General features: G+C 49.1%; 21 protein-coding genes, 3 tRNA genes and 2 pseudogenes. 20 read left to right on the plus strand and 6 right to left on the minus strand.

The features are described 5' to 3' along the window. Positions 1 to 30 precede the first annotated feature (30 nt). Positions 31 to 219: a helix-turn-helix domain-containing protein gene (locus KE531_09950; GenBank protein MBR9953933.1), complete on the minus strand. Its 189-nt coding sequence runs from the start codon at positions 217 to 219 to the stop codon at positions 31 to 33. A gap of 325 nt (positions 220 to 544) precedes the next feature. Here KE531_09950 and KE531_09955 point away from each other — a divergent pair, with 325 nt between their 5' ends. Next, positions 545 to 805: an AbrB/MazE/SpoVT family DNA-binding domain-containing protein gene (locus KE531_09955; protein ID MBR9953934.1), complete on the plus strand. Its 261-nt coding sequence runs from the start codon at positions 545 to 547 to the stop codon at positions 803 to 805. Continuing rightward, a pseudogene (locus KE531_09960) lies at positions 805 to 1,070 on the plus strand (type II toxin-antitoxin system mRNA interferase toxin, RelE/StbE family). Before KE531_09955 ends, KE531_09960 begins: the two are co-directional and overlap by 1 nt. A gap of 73 nt (positions 1,071 to 1,143) precedes the next feature. Here KE531_09960 and KE531_09965 read toward each other — a convergent pair. Genes KE531_09965 through KE531_09975 form a run of 3 tightly spaced genes read right to left on the minus strand, consistent with a single transcriptional unit; the run spans position 1,144 to position 3,372 of the window. Beyond that, positions 1,144 to 1,989: a Sir2 silent information regulator family NAD-dependent deacetylase gene (locus tag KE531_09965; protein MBR9953935.1), complete on the minus strand. Its 846-nt coding sequence runs from the start codon at positions 1,987 to 1,989 to the stop codon at positions 1,144 to 1,146. Beyond that, positions 1,961 to 2,746: a protein-ADP-ribose hydrolase gene (locus KE531_09970; GenBank protein MBR9953936.1), complete on the minus strand. Its 786-nt coding sequence runs from the start codon at positions 2,744 to 2,746 to the stop codon at positions 1,961 to 1,963. The genes KE531_09965 and KE531_09970 overlap by 29 nt, the downstream gene beginning before the upstream one ends. Continuing rightward, positions 2,743 to 3,372: a 4Fe-4S binding protein gene (locus tag KE531_09975; GenBank protein ID MBR9953937.1), complete on the minus strand. Its 630-nt coding sequence runs from the start codon at positions 3,370 to 3,372 to the stop codon at positions 2,743 to 2,745. Before KE531_09975 ends, KE531_09970 begins: the two co-directional genes overlap by 4 nt. A 229-nt stretch (positions 3,373 to 3,601) precedes the next feature. Here KE531_09975 and KE531_09980 point away from each other — a divergent pair. The 4 genes and pseudogenes from KE531_09980 (at position 3,602) to KE531_09995 (ending at position 4,061) form a co-directional block, all read left to right on the plus strand. Beyond that, a pseudogene (locus KE531_09980) lies at positions 3,602 to 3,753 on the plus strand (winged helix-turn-helix transcriptional regulator). 61 nt (positions 3,754 to 3,814) lie between these two features. Further along, positions 3,815 to 3,896 (plus strand) — tRNA-Tyr (locus KE531_09985). 9 nt (positions 3,897 to 3,905) lie between these two features. Further along, positions 3,906 to 3,978, plus strand: a tRNA-Phe gene (locus KE531_09990). 12 nt (positions 3,979 to 3,990) lie between these two features. Beyond that, positions 3,991 to 4,061 (plus strand) — tRNA-Gly (locus tag KE531_09995). A 97-nt stretch (positions 4,062 to 4,158) separates the two neighbouring features. Here the strand turns inward: KE531_09995 and KE531_10000 are convergent. Further along, positions 4,159 to 5,511, minus strand: a complete 1,353-nt coding sequence (locus KE531_10000; protein ID MBR9953938.1) for a tyrosine-type recombinase/integrase — start codon at positions 5,509 to 5,511, stop codon at positions 4,159 to 4,161. A 521-nt stretch (positions 5,512 to 6,032) separates the two neighbouring features. Further along, the gene (locus tag KE531_10005) at positions 6,033 to 6,248 is read right to left on the minus strand and encodes a helix-turn-helix transcriptional regulator (protein MBR9953939.1); all 216 of its coding nucleotides are present in this window, start codon (positions 6,246 to 6,248) and stop codon (positions 6,033 to 6,035) included. A 120-nt stretch (positions 6,249 to 6,368) separates the two neighbouring features. On the opposite strand from KE531_10005, the gene KE531_10010 reads away from it, so the two are divergent. From KE531_10010 to KE531_10075, 14 genes are all read left to right on the plus strand, one after another. After that, complete coding sequence (locus KE531_10010; GenBank protein ID MBR9953940.1) at positions 6,369 to 6,710, plus strand: hypothetical protein; 342 nt, start codon at positions 6,369 to 6,371, stop codon at positions 6,708 to 6,710. A gap of 10 nt (positions 6,711 to 6,720) precedes the next feature. After that, positions 6,721 to 7,719 carry a hypothetical protein gene (locus KE531_10015; protein ID MBR9953941.1) on the plus strand — a complete coding sequence of 333 codons (999 nt, stop codon included), beginning with the start codon at positions 6,721 to 6,723 and terminating at the stop codon, positions 7,717 to 7,719. Between the two features lie 498 nt (positions 7,720 to 8,217). Further along, positions 8,218 to 9,072, plus strand: a complete 855-nt coding sequence (locus KE531_10020) for an Rpn family recombination-promoting nuclease/putative transposase (GenBank protein ID MBR9953942.1) — start codon at positions 8,218 to 8,220, stop codon at positions 9,070 to 9,072. Between the two features lie 269 nt (positions 9,073 to 9,341). Continuing rightward, a complete protein-coding gene (locus KE531_10025) occupies positions 9,342 to 10,349 on the plus strand; it encodes a phosphate ABC transporter substrate-binding protein (GenBank protein ID MBR9953943.1) in 1,008 nt (335 codons plus the stop codon). 123 nt (positions 10,350 to 10,472) lie between these two features. Then, the gene (gene pstC, locus KE531_10030) at positions 10,473 to 11,357 is read left to right on the plus strand and encodes a phosphate ABC transporter permease subunit PstC (GenBank protein MBR9953944.1); all 885 of its coding nucleotides are present in this window, start codon (positions 10,473 to 10,475) and stop codon (positions 11,355 to 11,357) included. Then, the gene (locus tag KE531_10035) at positions 11,344 to 12,180 is read left to right on the plus strand and encodes an ABC transporter permease subunit (GenBank protein MBR9953945.1); all 837 of its coding nucleotides are present in this window, start codon (positions 11,344 to 11,346) and stop codon (positions 12,178 to 12,180) included. Before pstC ends, KE531_10035 begins: the two co-directional genes overlap by 14 nt. Further along, complete coding sequence (locus KE531_10040) at positions 12,168 to 12,920, plus strand: phosphate ABC transporter ATP-binding protein (protein MBR9953946.1); 753 nt, start codon at positions 12,168 to 12,170, stop codon at positions 12,918 to 12,920. Before KE531_10035 ends, KE531_10040 begins: the two co-directional genes overlap by 13 nt. A 253-nt stretch (positions 12,921 to 13,173) precedes the next feature. Continuing rightward, positions 13,174 to 14,307 carry a M20 family metallopeptidase gene (locus tag KE531_10045; GenBank protein MBR9953947.1) on the plus strand — a complete coding sequence of 378 codons (1,134 nt, stop codon included), beginning with the start codon at positions 13,174 to 13,176 and terminating at the stop codon, positions 14,305 to 14,307. Positions 14,308 to 14,328: 21 nt separating this feature from the next. Beyond that, positions 14,329 to 15,279 carry an ABC transporter permease gene (locus KE531_10050; GenBank protein MBR9953948.1) on the plus strand — a complete coding sequence of 317 codons (951 nt, stop codon included), beginning with the start codon at positions 14,329 to 14,331 and terminating at the stop codon, positions 15,277 to 15,279. Positions 15,280 to 15,294: 15 nt separating this feature from the next. Further along, entirely contained in the window at positions 15,295 to 16,146 is an 852-nt protein-coding gene (locus tag KE531_10055; protein ID MBR9953949.1) for an ABC transporter permease, read from the plus strand. Positions 16,147 to 16,160: 14 nt separating this feature from the next. Beyond that, on the plus strand, positions 16,161 to 17,846 hold the full coding sequence (locus tag KE531_10060) for an ABC transporter substrate-binding protein (GenBank protein MBR9953950.1): 1,686 nt from the start codon (positions 16,161 to 16,163) through the stop codon (positions 17,844 to 17,846). Positions 17,847 to 17,897: 51 nt separating this feature from the next. Beyond that, entirely contained in the window at positions 17,898 to 18,914 is a 1,017-nt protein-coding gene (locus KE531_10065; protein ID MBR9953951.1) for an ABC transporter ATP-binding protein, read from the plus strand. Further along, a complete protein-coding gene (locus KE531_10070) occupies positions 18,914 to 19,891 on the plus strand; it encodes a dipeptide ABC transporter ATP-binding protein (GenBank protein MBR9953952.1) in 978 nt (325 codons plus the stop codon). The genes KE531_10065 and KE531_10070 overlap by 1 nt, the downstream gene beginning before the upstream one ends. A gap of 14 nt (positions 19,892 to 19,905) precedes the next feature. Beyond that, positions 19,906 to 20,496, plus strand: a complete 591-nt coding sequence (locus KE531_10075; protein ID MBR9953953.1) for a hypothetical protein — start codon at positions 19,906 to 19,908, stop codon at positions 20,494 to 20,496. The last annotated feature ends 6 nt before the right edge of the window (positions 20,497 to 20,502 follow it).

A 20,502-nucleotide genomic window follows, 5' to 3' on the forward strand; every position in this document is an offset into this window, starting at 1 on the left:
TCGTAGTACCGGGGGCAGTTGTATGCGGCGTTATCTGCCAAACCCGTATTTGAAGATTGCGGTCAATGGCTTTTTTGTGGTGCAGTCCTCTGTGTCCCGGTCTGCCCGGCCGTCGACGAGAGAGAAATAACAGATAAGTCTCCTGTAATGCTGCAAAACAGTGTTGACTGCCTCCGGCTCCAGTTCCGCAAGGCATAGAAATCCCCCCTCTTCCTCCACAAAGGGCTGTGTATGGTTGACGGGGGGATTATTGCGTACCCGGAATGAATCATTTTAAACAGTTCTTTATCTTCCTGGGCGCTGCCGCCTCCCCTCAGATTCACACAGGCATACATCGCCTTTCCATTCCGATACGTCATCTGCCAGAAGGGATACTTGAGAATCCCAGGGATGTTTTGTTTGTTGAGCACCGGGGGGAGAGCTGATAGAAGGAATGTTTTATTTGTAAATTTTTCCCCTTGCATAATTTCCTCAAAATGGATATACTATAAGTAAGAAAGTAGGAAAATACAACTTTCGCGCTCAAAATAAGGGAGATGATATTATGCTGGCTGAACTACGGCAGAAATCGCAGGTTACCATACCGAAGGATATTATCGTCAAGCTTGGCCTCTCGGAAGGTGATAAGCTTGACATTTTTGAGAAAGACGGTACCATTTGCATCATACCGGTAGTTGTTTATCCCAAAAACTACCTATCCGAACTCCGGGAAGAAATTGACAACGTCAAAGCAAAGATTGCATCCGGAGAACAGCCTCTTTTTGATAGCGTGGATGCTCTGTTTGACAAATTGGAGAGGGATTGATGGCATATGAGTTTACCTTTACACCTCGTTTCCAGAAACATTTTAAGGATTTGACCGTTCAGGAAAAAAGCAGCTTAAAAACAAGCTGGAACTCCTGGCTCAGAACCCATCCCACCCGTCATTACGGACAAAGCGGATTCAAGGGACATCAGATCTCTTTGAGTGCAGCGTCAACATGGATATTCGCATTATTTGGTATTATGAGGGAGATAAAATAATTATTCTAGTGGATGTCGGACATCACGACATCTCAAAACAATTTTAACAGTAATGAGGATATGTCCCGAATTTTATATATTATCCGGGACATATTTTAAAGCTGTCGGGTTTATCTCTTTTTACAGGTTCTCTAATGCCACCTCAATATCCCCGTCAATACAGAAGGAGCGTTCCTTTATCTCCGGCGGAGCATAGGCTTCCCCGGCATTTATACAGGCATACACCGCCTTCGGATTCTGGTATGCCATCTGCCAAAACGGATACTTAATAATCCCCGGGGTGTTACCACCCACACCCAATTCCAAATAGAGGATATGCGATCCCACATGACGACGAATAAAATCATCATACCGACACGCAGCAGCGTGCCAGCCCTCATCCTCCACAAATGTGCTGTCTGCCCGCAGATTCATCGACATGGGCGCGCCGCAGACAGGACAGCGGGGGACTAATTCGCCTGGTATTTTCATGTCCTTTTGCTCTGCAAACATTCTTCTGACAGCCGTTTCATTGTCGTATGTTTTCTTGTGACAGGGCTTAGAACACTGCCACAAGCCATAGTCGCCCTGCGTATAAAACAATCTGCCTTTATCAAATCCGGCTTTCTGAAAGCAGTGGTCTACATTGGTTGTCAGCACAAAATAATCCTTGTCCCGTACCAGTTCCAAAAGGTTCTGATAAACAGGCTTTGGAGCGTCCATGTAACGGTTGATATAAATGTATCTGCTCCAATATGCCCAGTGTTCCTCTAATGTTTCAAAAGGATAAAAGCCACCGGAATACATATCGTGAAAACCATATTTCTCAATAAAATCTCCAAAGTGTTTTTCAAAACGCTCTCCCGTATAAGTAAATCCGGCAGAAGTGGAAAGCCCGGAACCGGCACCGATCACCACCGCGTCCGCTGCATGAAGCTCCTGCCTGATCCGTTCCATATTATCGCAATAGGCGCTTGTAAATTTCATAGTCGCTGTCCTTAAAAACATTGAAAATCACCTCGATCTTGTCTGGATTCTTCTGCTGCCATTCCCTGACCGTCTGTATGGCAATCTGTGCTGCCAGTTCGTTAGGGAAATGAAATTCGCCGGTGGAAATGCAGCAGAAAGCAATGCTTTTCAAGCCATAAGCCGCCGCCAATTCCAGACAGGAACGGTAGCAGCCTGCCAGTAGTTCCCGATCTGTTCGGGTAACGGCTCCATGAATGATAGGGCCGACAGTATGCAATACATACCGACAGGGAAGATTATAGGCATTTGTAATTTTTGCCTTGCCGGTGGGTTCTTCTTCTTTCTGCCCGGCCATGATACGGGCGCACTCCAGACGGAGCTGAACGCCTGCGTAGGTGTGAATGGCATTATCAATACAGCCGTGACAGGGAACAAAGCAGCCCAGCATCCCACTGTTTGCCGCGTTGACAATCCCATCTGCGGCAAGAGTGGTAATGTCGCCCTTCCAGAGATATAAGCCTGCCTGCACCGGCGTTAAATCCGCAACTTTTGTAATGCCTCTTTCGGACAGCCGTGTTTGAAGGTAACGATCCTGCTCCCGCAAAAATTCCTCGCTGACGGGAGCAGGCAGGCGTACATTCATGAGACTGCGAAGAAGCAGCCGTTTATCTGACAGGTTTGCAGGAACACCGGTATTTTGATATTCCCCGCGTTCATTTAATAAATACCGAAGCAGGAAGTCGATACGCTGCTCCTGTGTCCGTTTCTGTGTCATAAACATGCCCTCCTTTCAACAGCCCCTACCGGACAGACCTCAAAGCAATTCCCACAATGCAGACAATGCTCCTGTTCAATCAAAACGGGCTTTTGGGTTATATCAATACATTTCTGCGGGCATTTGGAATCGCATCGTTTACAGCCAATGCACTGATCCGTTACAAAATAACCGGTCTTCTTCTCCTGTGCGCCGCCGAAAGAGAAAGTTTCCCGTTCAATCGGCCGTTTTGAGAGGTCAAACCATTCGCCGGTTCCCTCATAGATTTTGAAAACGGTAAGGGTGCTGCGGGAACGTACATCGGGATAAATTTTTTCCATGTATGGATTTTTTTCAAACAGGGCCGGCAGTCTGTCCGGGCCAGTTTCCTGCACTTTTCCCTGTACGGATACTGCTGTGCAGGAAAGAGTATCTTTTCCCTTCATGGCGGTAAAAGCAATATTGTCATTGGCTTTTAGGCGGTCATAAAAGTTTTTTCCTCTTGCAGTCAGAAAGTAAAGGCCGCTTTCGTCATAGTCCATGATGTCAATGGCGCAGGTAACAGGCCGTCCCTCGCTGTCTACGGTTGCAAAAACGGTGGAATGAATTTCTTCCATAATATATTTCAGATAACCTCTTGCCTGCATAACGCACCTCCTGTTTCTGGCTGTCCTTTAAAATAGGGGTAAGCCGTTTATAAAGAAATTTTGTCTCGAAAACAAGCAGCGATAGCTGTCTTTTTGGTTTTGCAGGATTATAATAATTCCGTAATTTCTGCTTGTAAAGTAAGCACATTATTGTACCGTAGTTACTAAAAGGAAACTATTGAAGGAGAGTGAGCAAGTTAAAGAATTGCCCGCCTGCCCGGTGGAATCAATGCTTATGTTCATTGAAGACAAATGGAAAGTCCTCATTCTGCGCGATTTAATGACTGGAACAATGCGGTTCGGAGAACTCAAAAGTACGCAGAGGTTCCTCCTCGGGTGGAATACCGTATGGCAGAGCCAGGGAAAAGCTTTGTTCCTTGAACAAAAAATGCTTGCTTTTTCATGATTTTTATGATATCATTTTGACTTGTCAGAATGATATGGGCGGATTCCCGAGTGGCCAAAGGGGACAGACTGTAAATCTGCTGCAATTTGCTTCGGTGGTTCGAATCCACCTCCGCCCATTTGTTCGTGCCCAGATAGCTCAGTTGGTAGAGCAGAGGACTGAAAATCCTCGTGTCGCTGGTTCGATTCCAGCTTTGGGCATTTTTCTTATTTGCGGGTGTAGTTCAATGGTAGAACACCAGCCTTCCAAGCTGGATACGTGGGTTCGATTCCCATCACCTGCTTTTTTGATTGGTCAGCCGGAGCCTTGATTTATCAGGGTTCCGGCTGATTTTTTACTGTTTCATATCCGGGTTTTCGGGGTAGACCAGGGTAGACCTGCTACACCGCCAAGGCTCTTTCCATATCCTCCTCATTTTCCACCTGTGTTTTTCGGTTAAAGCAATAATTCTTGTAGGTGGTGCGCTCGTCCTCATGTCCAGCTTGCTTGCGAACCTCATTGATATTGATTCCTCCGTCAATCAGGGAGGAAATATAACTTTTCCGTATTTTATGTTCGCTCTTTGGGTCAATGTTAATATGGTCACAGTATTTCCTTAACCGATAGTCAACCGCCCTTGGATTGATACGCCTTCCGCCATGGACAAACAGAAAGCCCTCATCCTTATAGCCTTGAGAACGATTATGTGCCAGAATCGTCTGAATTATCTTCCTTGCCTCTTTTGTCAGAAAGATATAGCGGTCGCCAGCGGATGATTTCAAATGTTCCACAATCTTCCACTCGGAGAAACTCCATGTACCATCCGGACGCTGCTTTGCTTGTCTTTGAGCCATCCGCTGAATATGGAGATATTTCCCATCCCTTGTAATGTCGCTTTCTTTCAATGCCACCAGTTCTCCTATTCTGACACCAATCTGAAAGGCAAGCGGAATCGCAAGAGCCGTAGTACAGCCCTTCTTCTGGAAATCCTCCCATGCCTCTTTTTCTACCGCCGGCCGTTCCCATGTCAAAAACACCTGTGTGGAATCATCCGGCTTTTTCTTTTTGACAAACAGCTTGCTGTCAATCTTGAATTGGCGAAATGGGTTTGTCACTAACAGTTCATGGTCAACGCACCAATCAAGAATTTGCCGGATAATAATAGACATATTGTAATACTGCGTTTTTGTCATATTACAGTCACGTATTTTTTTCAATGTCCATTCCTTTAAATCGGCTTTTGTCATAGAACGAATCTTCCAGTCAATAATAGGGTCTTGGAGATAATAAGCAGTCCAATCGCTGTCAATTCTGCGGATATAACTGCTGGCAGTCGTTTCCAGCGCCTTAACTTTCAGCCATACGGGATAAATTGCCCTTAAGGTAGAAAAACGCTCCTGCTGGGCCTCCAGTTGCTTTTGTCGCTCCTGTTTCTGGTAAAAATCAATAATTTTTCGCTCCAGTTTTTCTTGGGTAACAGCGGTGACCGGCATTCTCCCTTTTGGTTTATCCGGGGCCGGAAGATAGGAAAGGTATCTACCTTTTTCATTCTTCCAGATATGATAAAAGTTGTCAATGTGCTGTTTCAGAATTTTCTGCTCTATTTTATACTGTTTTTTCATCTCTATTAAATCGAGCAGTTCTTCCTCGTCTATGGTATCCATCATACCAACTTCCAGCAACTTTGTCCATAGATTCTGTGTATTCGCTATGCTTGTGCGGATTTCATTCTGGGAAACTTTCTGTCGCTTCATAGAAATCCCGCCTTTGATATAATAATATGTCTTGCAAAAATATTATAGACAATTAAGAAACAAAGGTAAAATGTCGGTATTTTTGCTCCTGTCTTAAAAAAAGATGTAGAAGTTCATACAAATCAAGCAATATAAAAGATAGAATTTCTAAAAAATTGGGAAACCAAAATTATAGGTACAGAGTTGTCGAAAATCATTCTCTTTTATTCACATTAGAAATTGATAAATAAAATGTAGAAATTGCAAGAAAATTATAATTCATAAATAATATATTAAATTTTCTAATATATTGCCATTCAAATAAAATCAAAATTGGTTCAAGAGGAAAGCCTAAAAAAATGAATATAAATTGATTCTGACAAACAAGTGCTAATGAGCAACGCTTCTTTTTCCGATTTTTCTGCGCAAAATATAGCATTTTAGGAAAAAAGAAATATTATACAAAAAGAAAAATGTAGAAACGAATCAAATTTAAATTTTTTTCAGTTTTGACCTAATGAACCAATTTTGATAATGGGAAATCAAGGATAAGGGGTTCGGCAGTCTGTCCGGTTTAAAAGATAGTCGGTGCTGACATGATATAAGTCTGCAAGATTGCAAAGAATATCCAACGGAATTGAACGGGTCCCATTTTCATAATGCGCATATGTCCGTTGAGCAATATTCAGTTTATAAGCAACATAAGTTTGTGTCCAGAATTGCTCCTCCCTCAAGTCTTGCAGGCGTTCATATTTCATAGGCCAATCTCCTTTTTGAAATATTATAGGTTAGAACAATTTGGGCTATTGACCTTTGGAACAAAATGGGCTAAACTTATATTATCATCAAAAAATCTACACTATGGAGGAGGAAAAAACATGGATTTTCCCGGTATTAAAAAAGAGTATATGGAACAGATAGGTAAGCTAGAAAGTTGGATTGCGCAGATTAAACAAAATATAGAAAAGACTACAGAGGAATCTATGCTTGATTCAAAGGTAATTGACCAGATGATTAAAGATATGCAGGAGGGCTTAGACGGGTTGAAAACAGCAAACAAAAAAGGAGAACTTTTTAAAACTTTGTGCGCTATACAGCTAAAAATACACGAATTAGCGTTGTTATTAGCATCTATTGAAAAAGAGAAAGAATTCAAAATAACATCTTCCGATTTAGCTGGGCTTATTACAGAAATAGAGGAATATACCTTAGAAATTTAGGGGGATATCAATGAGAAAAAGTATTATTATTGGATTAGGTTTAGGTTTATGCGTGTCTTTCAACGCATATGCTGGTGAATGGAAACAAGATAGCAATGGTTGGTGGTGGCAGAATGATGATGGAACATTTCCGACAAACTGCTGGCAGTGGTTGGATGGGAATAGCGATGGTATTTTCGAGTGTTACTTTTTTGGAAATGACGGTTATCTGCTGTCTAATACTCAAATCGAGGGCTATCAGGTCGATACAAATGGCGCTTGGATAGAGAATGGACATGTTCAAACAAAAGGCGCAGAAGAATCTGTAAGCGAAGATACGGAATTAATGTTACAGTTAACACTTTCTGATTTTCCGGATGATATGCCGGCTATTGTAAAACAAAAAATAGAGTCTTTAGGTATTGCCTGGCCTGGTACTAATCAATATTTAAAGATAAAGGATTGGTATTACTGTTTAGGATGGGATTATGGGCCGGAAACGTTTAAATATAATTGGTATTTAACACGCGGAAAAGAAGATGGAAGTGTTGTAGAGGTACTTCATACGTTTGTGGAGGGGTTAGGTGGTTGGCCTAGCGGCATAGAATTAAGTGCAAGACAAGGTAAATTATGCTTTGGTAATGGGAGTAAATATTATCAATACGATTTACGCACGAATCAAGTTCGAGAGACAACAAAAGAAATGAATAATTCTTTAAAGCAGTCTCTAGGAAGTTATAATCCTCATGATAATTTGTATTATTTATGTGACATCAAAGAGGGGATTTTATATGTAAAAAATTATAAAAATGAGACAATTCGAACAGTAAGATTAAGTGCTACACTCCCAGAGTTCAGTAACAGTGATGTGGTTTATTATGGAGAATTTCCCCGTGGTTTTACCGACCATACAGAAACGATAGCTTATGTCTTTGCAGTACCGGGGAAGCAATTTTTGGGAGCCTCCCAATACACCGTAGAAATAGAAATTGACATTAACACCGGCGAAGTTATTAGAATTACAAGATAAAGGGTGTCGTTATGAATAGTGAAATAACAAAACGCAGGAAGCCATTATAAGGAACCGTATTTTGTTTATGCCGGTTTTCGTGACGATTCAGAATTTTATGGTCAATAACTCATAAAAAGCCGCCGCTGTCCGCGGCGGCTTCCTTCATCTAAAGCAGGGTAGACCAAGGGGTAGACTTGAAAGAACCGCCCTCAAACCTCCTTGATTTTCTTTGTTTTCCCGCTCTTTGTTGGGTTCGATTCCCATCACCCGCTTTTTTTATTTGAGCGCCGGAGCCTTATTTTATGAGGGGTTCCGGCGCTTTTCCCATGCTCTGAAAAGGCTGCTGCGTGGGTAGAGTGGGGTAGAGTAAGAGAAAAATCCCGGTACCTCTTGCCCCTGTCTGACTCCATGTGCTAAAATGATACCACAACTCCACAATCTGCTAAAGAGAAAGTCAGAGACTTGGCTAAGATACCATTCTGATGAAGATACGAAAAAAGAATGGAGGAAAGGTTTATGAGGAACGAATCAAACGAGATTGTGGAAAAGACACGAACGGTGCAGGCGGAGGCGCAAGAGATTTGGGAACACATAGGAATATCCAATGACTTTCTGTTTGGAAAGCTGATGCGAAGCCGACCGGGATTGTGCAGGAAACTGCTGCGGCGGATTCTGCCGGAGTTAGACATTGCCCGCATCGAGTTAGTTGAGACACAAAAGACGATCCGGGAGGATCAGGATGCCCGTGGAGTGCGGTTGGATGTGTACGTGCGGGATGAGGCGGAACGAGTGTACAGCATCGAGATGCAGATGGCAGACACAAAAGAACTTCCCCGGCGCAGCCGGTACTATCAGGGGATGATTGATCTTCAGCTGTTGGAACGGGGAGAATTGTACCGGTCGTTAAATGACACTTATATCATTTTTATCTGTCCCTTTGATCTGTACGGAACCGGGCGGCATCGCTACACATTCGCAGGAGCCTGCCAGGAAGACCCTAAGGTGATGATTTCAGACGGTGCGGTGCGGATATTTCTAAATGCCAGGGGGACAATGGATGATGTCAGCAGCAGCTTGAAAGCATTTTTGGACTATGTGGCCGGGATTCTGACGGAAGATCCATTCGTGCAGGAACTGGATGAGGCGGTGGCGGAAGCCCGGAAAAATCGAGAATGGAGACATGAGTATATGACACTGTATCTGCGGGATCAGGAAAATTTGGAGAAAGGCCGTGCGGAGGGACTGGCAGAAGGACTAGAGCGAATGATTGCCGCTCTGAAAAAGTACGGCGTTCCAAGGGAGGAAATTATAAAAACGGTGCAGGAGAATTATGACCTGACGGAGGACGAGTTAAATCAGTACCTGGACTAGGGATGGTTAGCGGATGGCAAGGCGGGAGACAAAAGCCGCTTTCATCACCTGCCTTGTTCCCCCGACCGTGTTCGGGGGATTTTTTGTGCCCTGAAGCGGAGTCCTCTCACTCAAATTATAGAAAAAACCGATGAATAAATATTTCAATATAGATATTTTCTATTTAACTTCCGAAGCCCTTCGCGCTATACTAAACAAAGCCGAAAGGCCAAAAATGACTATGAAAAAGAGAGGTACTTATTATGCATTTCAAGAAATTAGCACGCGTTATGGCGCTGTCCTGCACGCTACTGGCTGCATCCCTGACATTTGCAGGCTGCCAGAACGCCGCAGAAGAGACAACGGCTGCTGAGACAACCGTAAGCGAGACGACGGCAGAGTCCACAGAGGCTGAGACAGAAACAGAAGCCGAGACAACGGCGGAGGAATCCGCAGAGGAGACTGAGGCGGCGGCCGCAGAAGCAGGCGCTTTCGACGGACAGCTTGACTTCGCAGGCTCTTCCACGCTGGCTCCGGTTGTTTCCCAGATCGGCGAGTCCTTCATCGCTGAGTTCGGCACATGGGACAAGGTAGACGCTTCCTTCCCGGCCGATGAGATTAAGATCAACGTGGTTTCCGGCGGTTCCGGACAGGGTGTAAAAGCCGTTCTTGATAAGACGAGCGAGTTTGGTATGCTGGCCCGCGGCGTAAAGGACGAGGAGAAGGAGCAGATTGCGGATATGCAGGAGTTCCAGATCGGAATTGATGCTCTGACCCTTGCCGTAAACCCCAATAACCCGATCACGGAAGTAAAGGATAACCTGACAAAAGATGAGATCGTCAAGATTTTCTCCGGCGAGTATGCAAACTGGAGCGACCTGGATCCGTCCCTTCCGGAAAAGGAGATCGTTGTCATTACCCGCGACATCAGCGGCGGTGCTCATGAAGTATTCCAGGAGAAGATCATGGGAGATGCCCAGGTAAAGCCGGAGGCCATCCAGGCTGCATCCATGGGTGCCCTTGTACAGAAGATCATTGACAACGAGTACGCCATCGGTTATGCTTCCTTTGGCGTTGTAAATCAGAACGAAGGCAAAGTAACTCCGTTAAAGGTAGACGGCGTAGAAGCTACGGAAGAAAACATCATCAGCGGTGACTACATCATCCAGCGTCCGCTGATCCTGATTGCGTCCGGTGAGCTTTCCGCTGAGAACCAGGCATTCATGGAGTATGTCCAGGGCGAGACCGGAGCCAGCATCATCACCGAGCTTGGCTTCATCGTCACAGCCGCAGAGTAATTTGCCCATAAAAAGGATTTGCTGCCTGTCCGTCCCCAGCCGGGGCGGATGGGCTTCCTTTGTATTCCGGCGTTTTTTTGACCCGGAGGATGGCGGAATGGAAAGGAAGAAAGGAGAAAAAACGTGAAGCGATTTGGCGACCGCGTCTTTCATGGGATCGCGGCGGCGGGAGCAGCCATTTCCGCGCTGCTGGTTCTGTTCGTACTGTTTTATATTGTAAAGGAGAGCATGCCGTTTCTTTCGGCCGGTGCGGGCCGTCTGTTTGACGGCAAGTCCTGGAGCCCGCTGGCGCCGGAACCGTCGTTTTCCATTGTGCCTATGATTGCGGCTACGGCGGCGGTTTCCCTTTTAGCTGTGGTTATGGCTTTGCCGGTGGGGCTCGGCTGTGCGTTTTTCCTGTCCTTCTGCGTCAGCGAGAAACCGGCGAAGACGGCACTGGCGTTTATCGACATGCTGGCCGGCGTGCCGTCGGTGATTTTCGGCTTCGTCGGCCTGGCTGTCCTGGTGAAGTGGATGGAGAAAACCCTGGACATGGCTACCGGGGAGAGCGTCCTGGCTGGCGGGATCCTTTTGGCCGTCATGCTGCTCCCGTATTTCGTCACCGGCTGCTACGAAACCATTGAAAAGGGGAAAGAGCTCTACGGAAACGCCTCCCTTTCCCTGGGCGTGTCCTCCTGGTACACCATGCGCCATGTGATCCTGCCGTTTTCTAAGGGCAGCATCGCGGTCAACACGCTTCTGGCTCTCGGCCGCGCCATGGGAGAGACCATGGCAGTCATGATGGTGATGGGAAATTCGCCGGTTTTTCCGAAACTTCTCGGCCGCTCGGAGACGATTCCGTCCCTGATCGCTCTGGAGATGGGGACGGCGTCCTATAAAAGCGACCATTACGCAGCCCTTTACTCGGCGGCCCTCGTCTTGATGGGGATGCTGCTTGTGATTCAGATTACGGCGCGGATTCTCGAAATCCGCTTTGGAAGAAAGGAGAACAGCCATGAAGCGAAATAGGATTTTTGCCGTGTGGGTGGTGGTTTCCGGGCTTCTGGCCCTGGGGATTACCTTCTGGCTGTTCCTCTTTCTTCTATATAAAGGAGGCAGCCTGGTTTCGCCGGAGTTTTTTCTGGAGGAACCAAAGGGGATGCCGCTTGGAACCGAGGGCGGCGTTTTCCCGGCCATTGTGGGCTCTCTGCTTCTCGGCGGGCTTTCCGGCCTCATGGGCGGCTTTTTGTCCCTCTGCACATCGGTGTATCTGGTGTTTTACTGTGAAAAACGGTGGTTAAAGCGGCTCATCATGGACGCGCTTCAATGTCTGGCAGGAGTCCCGTCCATTGTTTTAGGGCTTTTCGGGTACAGCCTGTTTCTCATGTCATTCGGACTGAAAAGAAGTCTCCTGACGGCGTCCATGACCCTGGCGATCATGGTGATCCCGTTTATCACCCTGCGGCTCCAGAAGGCCATGGAAGAGACGTCGAAGGAGCAGTTCGTGACGTCTTTGAGCCTGGGGCTTCCAAAAAGCCATACGATCCTCTGTCTCGTCTTCCCTGTGTGCCTGCGGCGGATTTTAACGGCCCTGGGCCTTGGAATCGGCTTTGCCATGGGGGCGACGGCCCCGATCATGTACACGGGGGCCGTGGTTTCCGGCGGTGTGCCGGACTCGGTCATGGATCCGGTCATGGCGCTGCCCATGCACCTTTACACGCTGGCAAGCACGGGAATTTCCATGGACATGGCTTATGCCACGGCCTTCGTCCTGATCGTGCTGCTTCTGATTATCAACCTGCTCTGCCATTTTGCGGGAGCCTTTAAAGGAGACAGGACATGGAAAAAATAGCTTTGGATATCAGGAATCTTTCCGTCAGCTACGGGAAGAATACGGTGTTGAAAAATCTGGATCTCGCTGTGCCGAAAAACAGGATTACGGCCATCATCGGCGGCTCCGGCTGCGGGAAGTCCACGCTTTTAAAGGCCGTCAACCGGACGGCAGAAGAGTACGGGGCAAAAGTCTCGGGAACCGTGACATTAGACGGGGAGAACGCCTTTTCCCTTCCGGCCGAGGCGCTAAGGCGGCGGATCGGCATGGTGTTCCAGACGCCGGTCACGTTCCCGTTTTCGATTTATAAGAACATGCTGTATGCACCGAAATATTTTAAACGCTTCACAAAGGCCCAGGCGGACGAGCTGGTTTCTTTGTATTTAAAGAAGGCCGGCCTTTATGAAGAGGTAAAGGATCAGCTCGGCATGCCGGCCACAAGGCTTTCCGGCGGCCAGCAGCAGAGGCTTGCCATCGCCAGGTGCCTGACGGTGGAGCCGGAGATCCTTCTTTTGGACGAGCCGTGCTCGGCTCTCGATGTGAAAAATACGGCCCACATCGAGAAGCTTCTTCTGGAATTAAAGGCCGACTACACGATCCTGATCGTCACCCACAACCTGGCCCAGGCCAGGCGCATCGCCGACGCGGTGATCTATATGGAAGACGGGGAAATCATCGAAGCCGGGACGCCGGACGAGCTTTTCGGCGCGCCGAAGGATGAGAGGACGAAGGCATACCTGGCGTATCTGGCCGGAAATTAGAATAGGGAAATGAAGGACGCGCTGCCGCGGGAAAAACGGCGGCGCTTTTTTTCGTCCAAAAGGAAAACATGACGGGAGCCAATTTGAATCTCCACCAAAAACCCAAATCCATTTTTGGCTATTCTGCTGAAAAATACGTTTTAAAGGTCATTTGTAGATATTTATCTTGACATATAATTACTTATAACAATATAATATGAATCAGCGAAATGTACAGAGGTGTAAAATTCAAAAATCATAAGGAGGCATGGCAATGAACCTGGACTTATATCTGAAGCAGCTTGAAGAGCTTGTGAATATCGACAGCGGCTCCAGAAATGCGGCTGGAATTACCCGGGTGGCGGATAAACTGGCTGAGTGGTACGAGGAATTGGGCTGGAACGTGGAGCGGATCCCCGTCGGCGAGGAGACCGGGCCGGTGCTTCTCATCACGAACCGTCCGTCCGACCGCTACGACGTGATGTTCATCGGCCACATGGATACGGTCTTTCCGGACGGCACCGCCGAACAACGCCCGTTTCGGATCGAAGGGGAGAATTACTACGGCCCTGGCGTGGGAGATATGAAAAACGGCGATGTAGCCATGTATCATGTGGCGGCAAACCTGCCGAAGGAAGTTCTGGACAGGCTCTCCATTGCCATGGTTTATAACCCTGATGAAGAGATCGGCTCCGTCTATTCCAAAGAGGCCACCGACGCCATCGGAAGCAAGGCGGATTACATATTTGTCATGGAGTCCGCAGGGCAGAAGGGCACGAGGCACTGCTTTGCTAGAAAGGGTTCCATGGGCTATGAAATCGAGTTCCATGGGATTGCGGGCCACGCCGGCTTCATGTTCGAGGTGGAGAATGCTTCGGCCATTCTCGAGATGGGAAATTACATTGTAAAGCTCATGGGCCTTGCGAGCCGGGAAGAGGACACTACGGTCAACGTCGGCATCGCCCAGGGCGGAACGGCCGTAAACGTGGTTGCAGACTTTGCAAAGCTCAGCGTGGGGATGCGGTTTAAGAAGGATTCGGAGCGGCTGCGGTTAAAAGAGGCTGTGGAGGCTATGGTAAACGGCGAGCCGTTTGTCCCGGGCGTCCGGACAGAAATCGTTTCGTCCAGGGAGACCATGCCGTTTGTGAAGACGGAGGAAGCCGCAAGGTTTGTGGAGCGCATGAAGGAGCTGGCTGACGAGTTAGGAATCCCGTTTGCGGAAAAAGACCGGGGCGGCCTTTCCGATGCCAACCATCTCTCAAGATGCGGGCACGCCATTGTTTTGGACGGAATGGGGCCGCACGGAGCCAATGACCACAGCGAGAAGGAATATGGCTATATTGGCTCGGTAGAACCTTGTATCCGGCTGCTTGTGCGGATCCTTGAGGATCTGGCGGACGGGAAATAGCCGAAAGAGGAGGGGTTACACTTGCTGAAATATGTAGTAAAACGACTTTTATATGCGATTCCCGTGTTCCTCGGGATCACATTTGTGATTTATCTTCTGATTAACCTGGCGCCCGGCGGCCCTCTTGCCATCCTGGCATCGTCCGGCGAGATGTCCCAGGCCGATCTGGAAGCCATGAAGGTCACTTTGGGCCTCGATAAGCCCATTGTTGTCCGGTATTTTCTCTGGCTCGTGGATCTGTTCCGCGGCGATCTGGGAACCTCTTACCGGACTTCTCAGGACGTGGCGATGATGATTTCCCAGAGAATCATCCCGTCCTTAACGCTGACCGGCGTCGGTATCCTGGGCGCCATCATCATCGGCATCCCGTTGGGAATTATTTCCGCTTATAAGCCGAACTCCATCTGGGATCACATCAGTACGTTTGTGGCCTTCATCGGCGCATCGGTTCCCAGCTTCTTCTTAAGCCTTCTTCTTATTTATATCCTGGCTGTGAAGATGAAGTGGTTCCCCACAAGCGGCATGTACTCCTCCGGCGGCGGGGATGTCATGGACATGCTGCACCATCTGGCCCTGCCGGCCTTCGCCTGCGGGATCCAGCCCATCGGAAACTACATCAAGCAGACGAAATCCAGCGTCCTTGAGGTGTTGAACGAAGAGTACATCAAAACGGCGCGTTCCAAAGGCCTTACGAATACGGTCATCATTCTGAAGCATGCATTCCGCAACGCCCTGATCCCGATTGTCACGACGGTCAGCTTAAGCATTCCGTTCTTAATCGGCGGCGCCGTTGTGGTTGAGCAGATCTTCGCATGGCCGGGAATCGGAAGCCTTATGATTACAGCCATCACAAGCCGCGATTACCCGGTTATCATGGGCGTGGCCGTCCTGATCTGTGTGGTTGTCTTAGTGGCAAACCTGATCCTGGATCTGGTTTACGCGGCTCTCGATCCGAGAATCGAATTCAAATAAGGGGGTGCCGGAGAGATGAGAGAAATTTTTAAGAGCCAGGCAATGAAAAAATTCTTACATAATAAAAAGGCCATGCTCGGCCTGGCAATCGTCGTCCTGCTGGTGCTTGCCGTTCTGTTTATCCCTCTGTTTAAGGACATGGATCCCTATACGACAGACCGTCTGGCCGGCTTTAACTCAAAGCCGTCGGCCGCACACCCGTTGGGCACCGACGATGTGGGCCGTGACCTGTTTGCGAGACTTCTCTACGGCGGACGGATTTCCCTGTTCGTCGGCATTATGTCCACGATTATTTCCGTGGCAATCGGGATTCCCCTCGGCTTAATCGCCGGATATTTCAGGGGCCCGGCCGAGTCCATCATCATGAGAACGGCAGATGCCTTCATGTCCTTCCCGTCCATGGTTTTAATCCTGGTGCTGGTTGCCGTGTTCGGACCGTCGATCCTGACGGTTACGGTCGTCATCGGGATCCTGGGATGGACAGCCATTGCAAAGCTGATTTACGGAAATGTCCTTTCCATAAGGGAGCGGGAATATATCCAGGCGACAAAAGCCGTCGGCATGAAAACCATCCCGATCCTGTTTACCGAAGTGCTGCCGAACGCGATCCCGCCGGTATGGGCCAACATCTCCTTCCGTGTGGCCGGCGCGATCCTTACGGAGTCGTCCTTAAGCTTCTTAGGCATGGGCGTTCAGACGCCGCAGGCCTCCTGGGGCAACATCATCTACGCAGCACAGAACCTGATGGTACTGACGGCCCGTCCCTGGGTCTGGATCCCGCCGGGACTCTGTATCATCCTTGTAGTTGTCGGTTTCAATTTTATCGGTGAAGGCGTCAGAGATGCGCTGGATCCGAAAACGAAATAAGGAGGAAAAAAGAAATGAAAAAAAGCAAACGTCAGATCTTAAGTCTCTTGATGGCGGCTGCCATGGCGGCAGGACTTCTGTCCGGCTGCGGCGGCGGTGCCGAGGAAACGACTGCCGCAGCGGCTTCCGCTGAGACGACGGCAGCTTCCGGAGGGGCAGAAGCAGCAGGAACGGAGACGACAGAGGCGGCAGCCGAAGCGTCCGGAGATTACTCCGATGTTGTCATCACATACGGTATGACATCCACCTGGGATACGGTGAACCCCTACGGGTCTTCTTCCGGATCCATTTACCAGCAGCTTGTAGCTGACAAGATCTATGACCGTCTGGCTTTCCTTGAGGAGGCAGGCTCCGATGTAACGCCGAGAGGCGCAGCTTCCTGGGAGTCCGCAGACGACGGTATGGCCGCCATCTTCCATTTGGATGAAAATGCAACCTGGCATGACGGCGAGCCGGTAACGGCAAATGACTGGGTATTTACGGCACAGCTTATCACAGACCCGGATTTCCCCTACGGCTTAAAGAGTGAGTTTAACTCCTGGGCCGGCACCACAGAGCTGGGCGTTGAGGAGAGCGAGAACTCCGTAAAGGTTGAGGCTGTTGACGACTACACCCTGAAAATGACCTTCAAGAGCGTAACGCCGGTGGAAGACTGGCTGCTTCTTCACAACAAATTTTACTATGTGCTTCCGGAGCACCTGCTTGCTGACATCGCTCCGGCTGACTTAATGAGCGACGATTTCTGGAGCGCACCGATTGGTTCCGGCCCGTGTACCTTCATCTCTGAGATTTCCGGAAGTGAAATCCAGTTCGGAAGCTTTGCTGACTACCAGCTTGGCGCTCCGAAGTTCGGAAAGCTAGTTATGAAAGTAATCGCTTCCACCAATACGATTACTTCCATCGCAGCAGGCGAGATGGACGGCTTCTTCCAGGGCCCGTCTACGGATGATGCCCTTGCAGCAAAGGATATGGGACTTAACGTCGAACAGTCTGCGTCCCCGACCAGTATTGTTGCTTTCCTTATCAACAACCAGAACGTACCGGATAAGAGAGTCCGCCAGGCCATGAGCTTTGCTATCGACAAGGAGCTCTTAATCGACCAGCAGTTACAGGGACAGGGCGTTGTGTCCTCCACCTGCATCATCCCCGGCTCCCAGTGGGATTCTGGAATTACCTGGGAGAGAGACGTAGAGAAATCCAAAGAACTTCTTGCTGAGGCAGGATGGGATTCCAACACCGTACTTTCCATGGCAGTTGTTTCTTCCCGTGAAAGCATGGCAGCCGTAATCCAGCAGAACCTGGCAGAGGCAGGCATCAACATCGAGGTTCAGACTGTCGAGCTTGCAACTATGTTCTCCGGCCTTCAGGACGGTACTTATGACCTTGGTATCTGCGGTTCCACCGCGATGGATTACCCGCTTTGGATGTCCGGATACTATGATTACCAGAACGCTACATACTGCCAGATTACGGATACGTCCTACGCAGAGATCCAGGATGCCATCGCAGCCGAGCTGGACGAGACGAAGAGAAAAGAGCTTGTAAACGAGTACCAGGAGCTGCTTTACGACGAGATGCCGCTTGTCATGATCTATCACGGCTACGGCTTCAGCGTAAAATCTGACCGCTTCCAGGGCTACAACGGCTTCGAAGGTTCCATGAACAACCAGGCTGTTTGGAGATGGTCCGTAACGGAATAATTCGGAAACAGTAATGTCAAATTTTATGTGAGTATATCAGGAGGGGTACTGATGGAGAATCGTTTGCTGGAAGTAAAGAACCTGAAGGTTTCTTTTAAGGTTGGAAAAAAGAAGCTGACAGCGGTGGAAAATGTGGAATTCTCCCTGGACAAGGGAAAAGTCATTGGGATCGTGGGAGAATCAGGCTGCGGCAAAAGCGTTACGGCCACTTCGATTCTGAGATTGGTATCCCCTGCTGTAAGTGAGATCGACGGTGAGAGCGAGATCCTATTTGAAGGCGAGGATCTGACAAAAGTGTCGGAGGCCAGGATGCGGGAGGTACGCGGAAATGAGATTTCCATGATCTTCCAGGAGCCCATGTCGTCGTTAAACCCGGTCTACCGGATCGGGGATCAGATGATCGAGATGATCCGCACTCACCACAAAGACGTTTCCAAAAAAGACGCGCTGGATCAGTGCGTGGAAATGTTGAAGCGCGTGGGTATTCCTTCCCCGGAACAGCGGGTGAAGGAGTTCCCACACCAGCTTTCGGGAGGTATGCGCCAGCGAGTCATGATTGCCATGGCTCTGCTGTGCCACCCGAAGCTTCTGATCGCCGATGAGCCGACGACGGCCCTGGACGTGACGATCCAGGCACAGATCTTAAGGATTTTAAAGAAGTTAGCCAAAGAATCCGACACTTCCGTGATCCTGATTACTCATGACATGGGCGTTGTGGCGGAGATGGCAGATCATGTGCTTGTCATGTATGCAGGAAAATCCGTGGAGTACGGCACGGCAGAGCAGATTTTTGACCATCCGCTCCATCCCTACACCATCGGGCTTCTGGATTCAATCCCGAAGCTTGGAAGCGGCCAGGAGGAGCACCTTCATACCATCGAAGGCACGGTTCCCGGGCTGGATGAGATGCCGGTGGGCTGCCGGTTCTGCACGCGATGTCCGCATGCGACGGAAACGTGCAGGCAGCAGGATCCCGGCATGAGGGTTTTAGAGGACGGTCACAAGGTTCGCTGCCTTCTCTATGAGAACGGCGGCAGCAAGGATACAGGGAAGGAAGGTGGAAGATGATGGCAGCTCCCTTATTGGAAATCCGGAACGTAAAGAAATACTATCCCGTTAAAAAGGTGAGGAACGGGGAGGACATCGTGGTAAAAGCCGTGGATCAGATCAATCTGACCATCAACCAGGGCGAGATCGTGGGCCTGGTAGGCGAGTCCGGCTGCGGGAAGTCCACCCTCGGAAAGACGGTTTTAAAGCTCCACAGCATCACCGACGGCCAAATTTTATTTCACGGCGAGGACATTACGTGTTATAATGAAAATCAGATGAGGCCGCTTCGGGAGAAAATCCAGATCATTTTCCAGGATCCCTACGCTTCCCTGAACCCGAAAAAGAAGATCAGCCAGTCCATCATGGCCCCTCTCAACGTGACGAAAAAGTATTCCAAGGAAGAAAAGCAGAAAAAAGTCGTCGAAATCATGAAGGAAGTCGGCTTAAGCGAGAAATTCCTGGAGAAATACCCTCACGAGATGTCCGGCGGGCAGCGGCAGAGGGTGGTAATCGCCAGAGCCCTGATTAACAATCCGGAGCTGGTGATCTGTGATGAGCCCGTATCGGCTCTCGATGTTTCCGTCCGCTCCCAGGTCTTAAATCTTTTGAAAGACCTCCAGAAGGACAGAAACCTGACTTACATTTTTATCTCCCATGACCTGAGTGTCGTTGAATATCTTTGCGACAAGGTGGCCGTCATGTACCTGGGCAGGATCATGGAGTATGCCGATAAAAAGCATCTCTATGGCAACCCGCTCCACCCGTACACGAAAGCGCTGCTTTCGGCCATCCCGGTTCCCGATATCCATGCAAAGAAAGATGAGATTATTCTTCAGGGGGAGGTTCCCAGTCCATTAAATCCGCCGAAGGGCTGTCTTTTCAGTACGAGATGCCCCCATGCGACGGAGAAATGCCATAAGGAGGCGCCGGCTCTCACGGAGATCACCGATCCCGACGGCACGAAGCGCCAGGTGGCATGTTTTCTGCATCATTAAAGGAGGTAGGTAAAATGCTTTATCTGAATCAGCTTAATTATCCTGACATTCCCTACGAACACAACGTGGCAGCCGGCGGCCCGCCGGAAGGAAAGGGAAATGTGGCGGCGGCAGGCTGCGGCCCGTGCTGTCTCTGCATGATGGTGGAGAACCTGACGACAGAGCACCTGGATCTCATGGACTGCCTGAAAATGTCGGCAGACCTGAAAGCCAACATGGAGCGCGGAACCGATTTAAAGATCCTTGGAAAGGCCGTAGCAGAGAAGTTCGGCCTGGGATATTCCACAACAAGCGACATTGAGGTTCTGGCAGATCATTTGAGACGCGGCGGCATGGCCGTTGCCAACGCCGGCGGCGACCGTGAGGGCTACAATGCCGTGTTCAGCCACGGCGGCCATTACATCGCTGTGATTTCTGTGGACGGCGATACGGCATGCGTGCTGGATCCGTCCTACAAGCCCGGAAAATATGAAGAAGAGGGCAGACAGGGCAAGGCTGCTGTGGCCGAGCCGTTCGTGTATTGTTCTCTGGAAGTCCTGAGAAAAGACTGTGAAAACCGCGACCCGTCCTTCTACCTGTTTTCCAGGAAAAAGGCAGAGGTCTAAAAGAAA

The organism is Eubacteriaceae bacterium Marseille-Q4139, assembly GCA_018223415.1.
Taxonomy (GTDB): domain Bacteria; phylum Bacillota; class Clostridia; order Lachnospirales; family Lachnospiraceae; genus CABSIM01.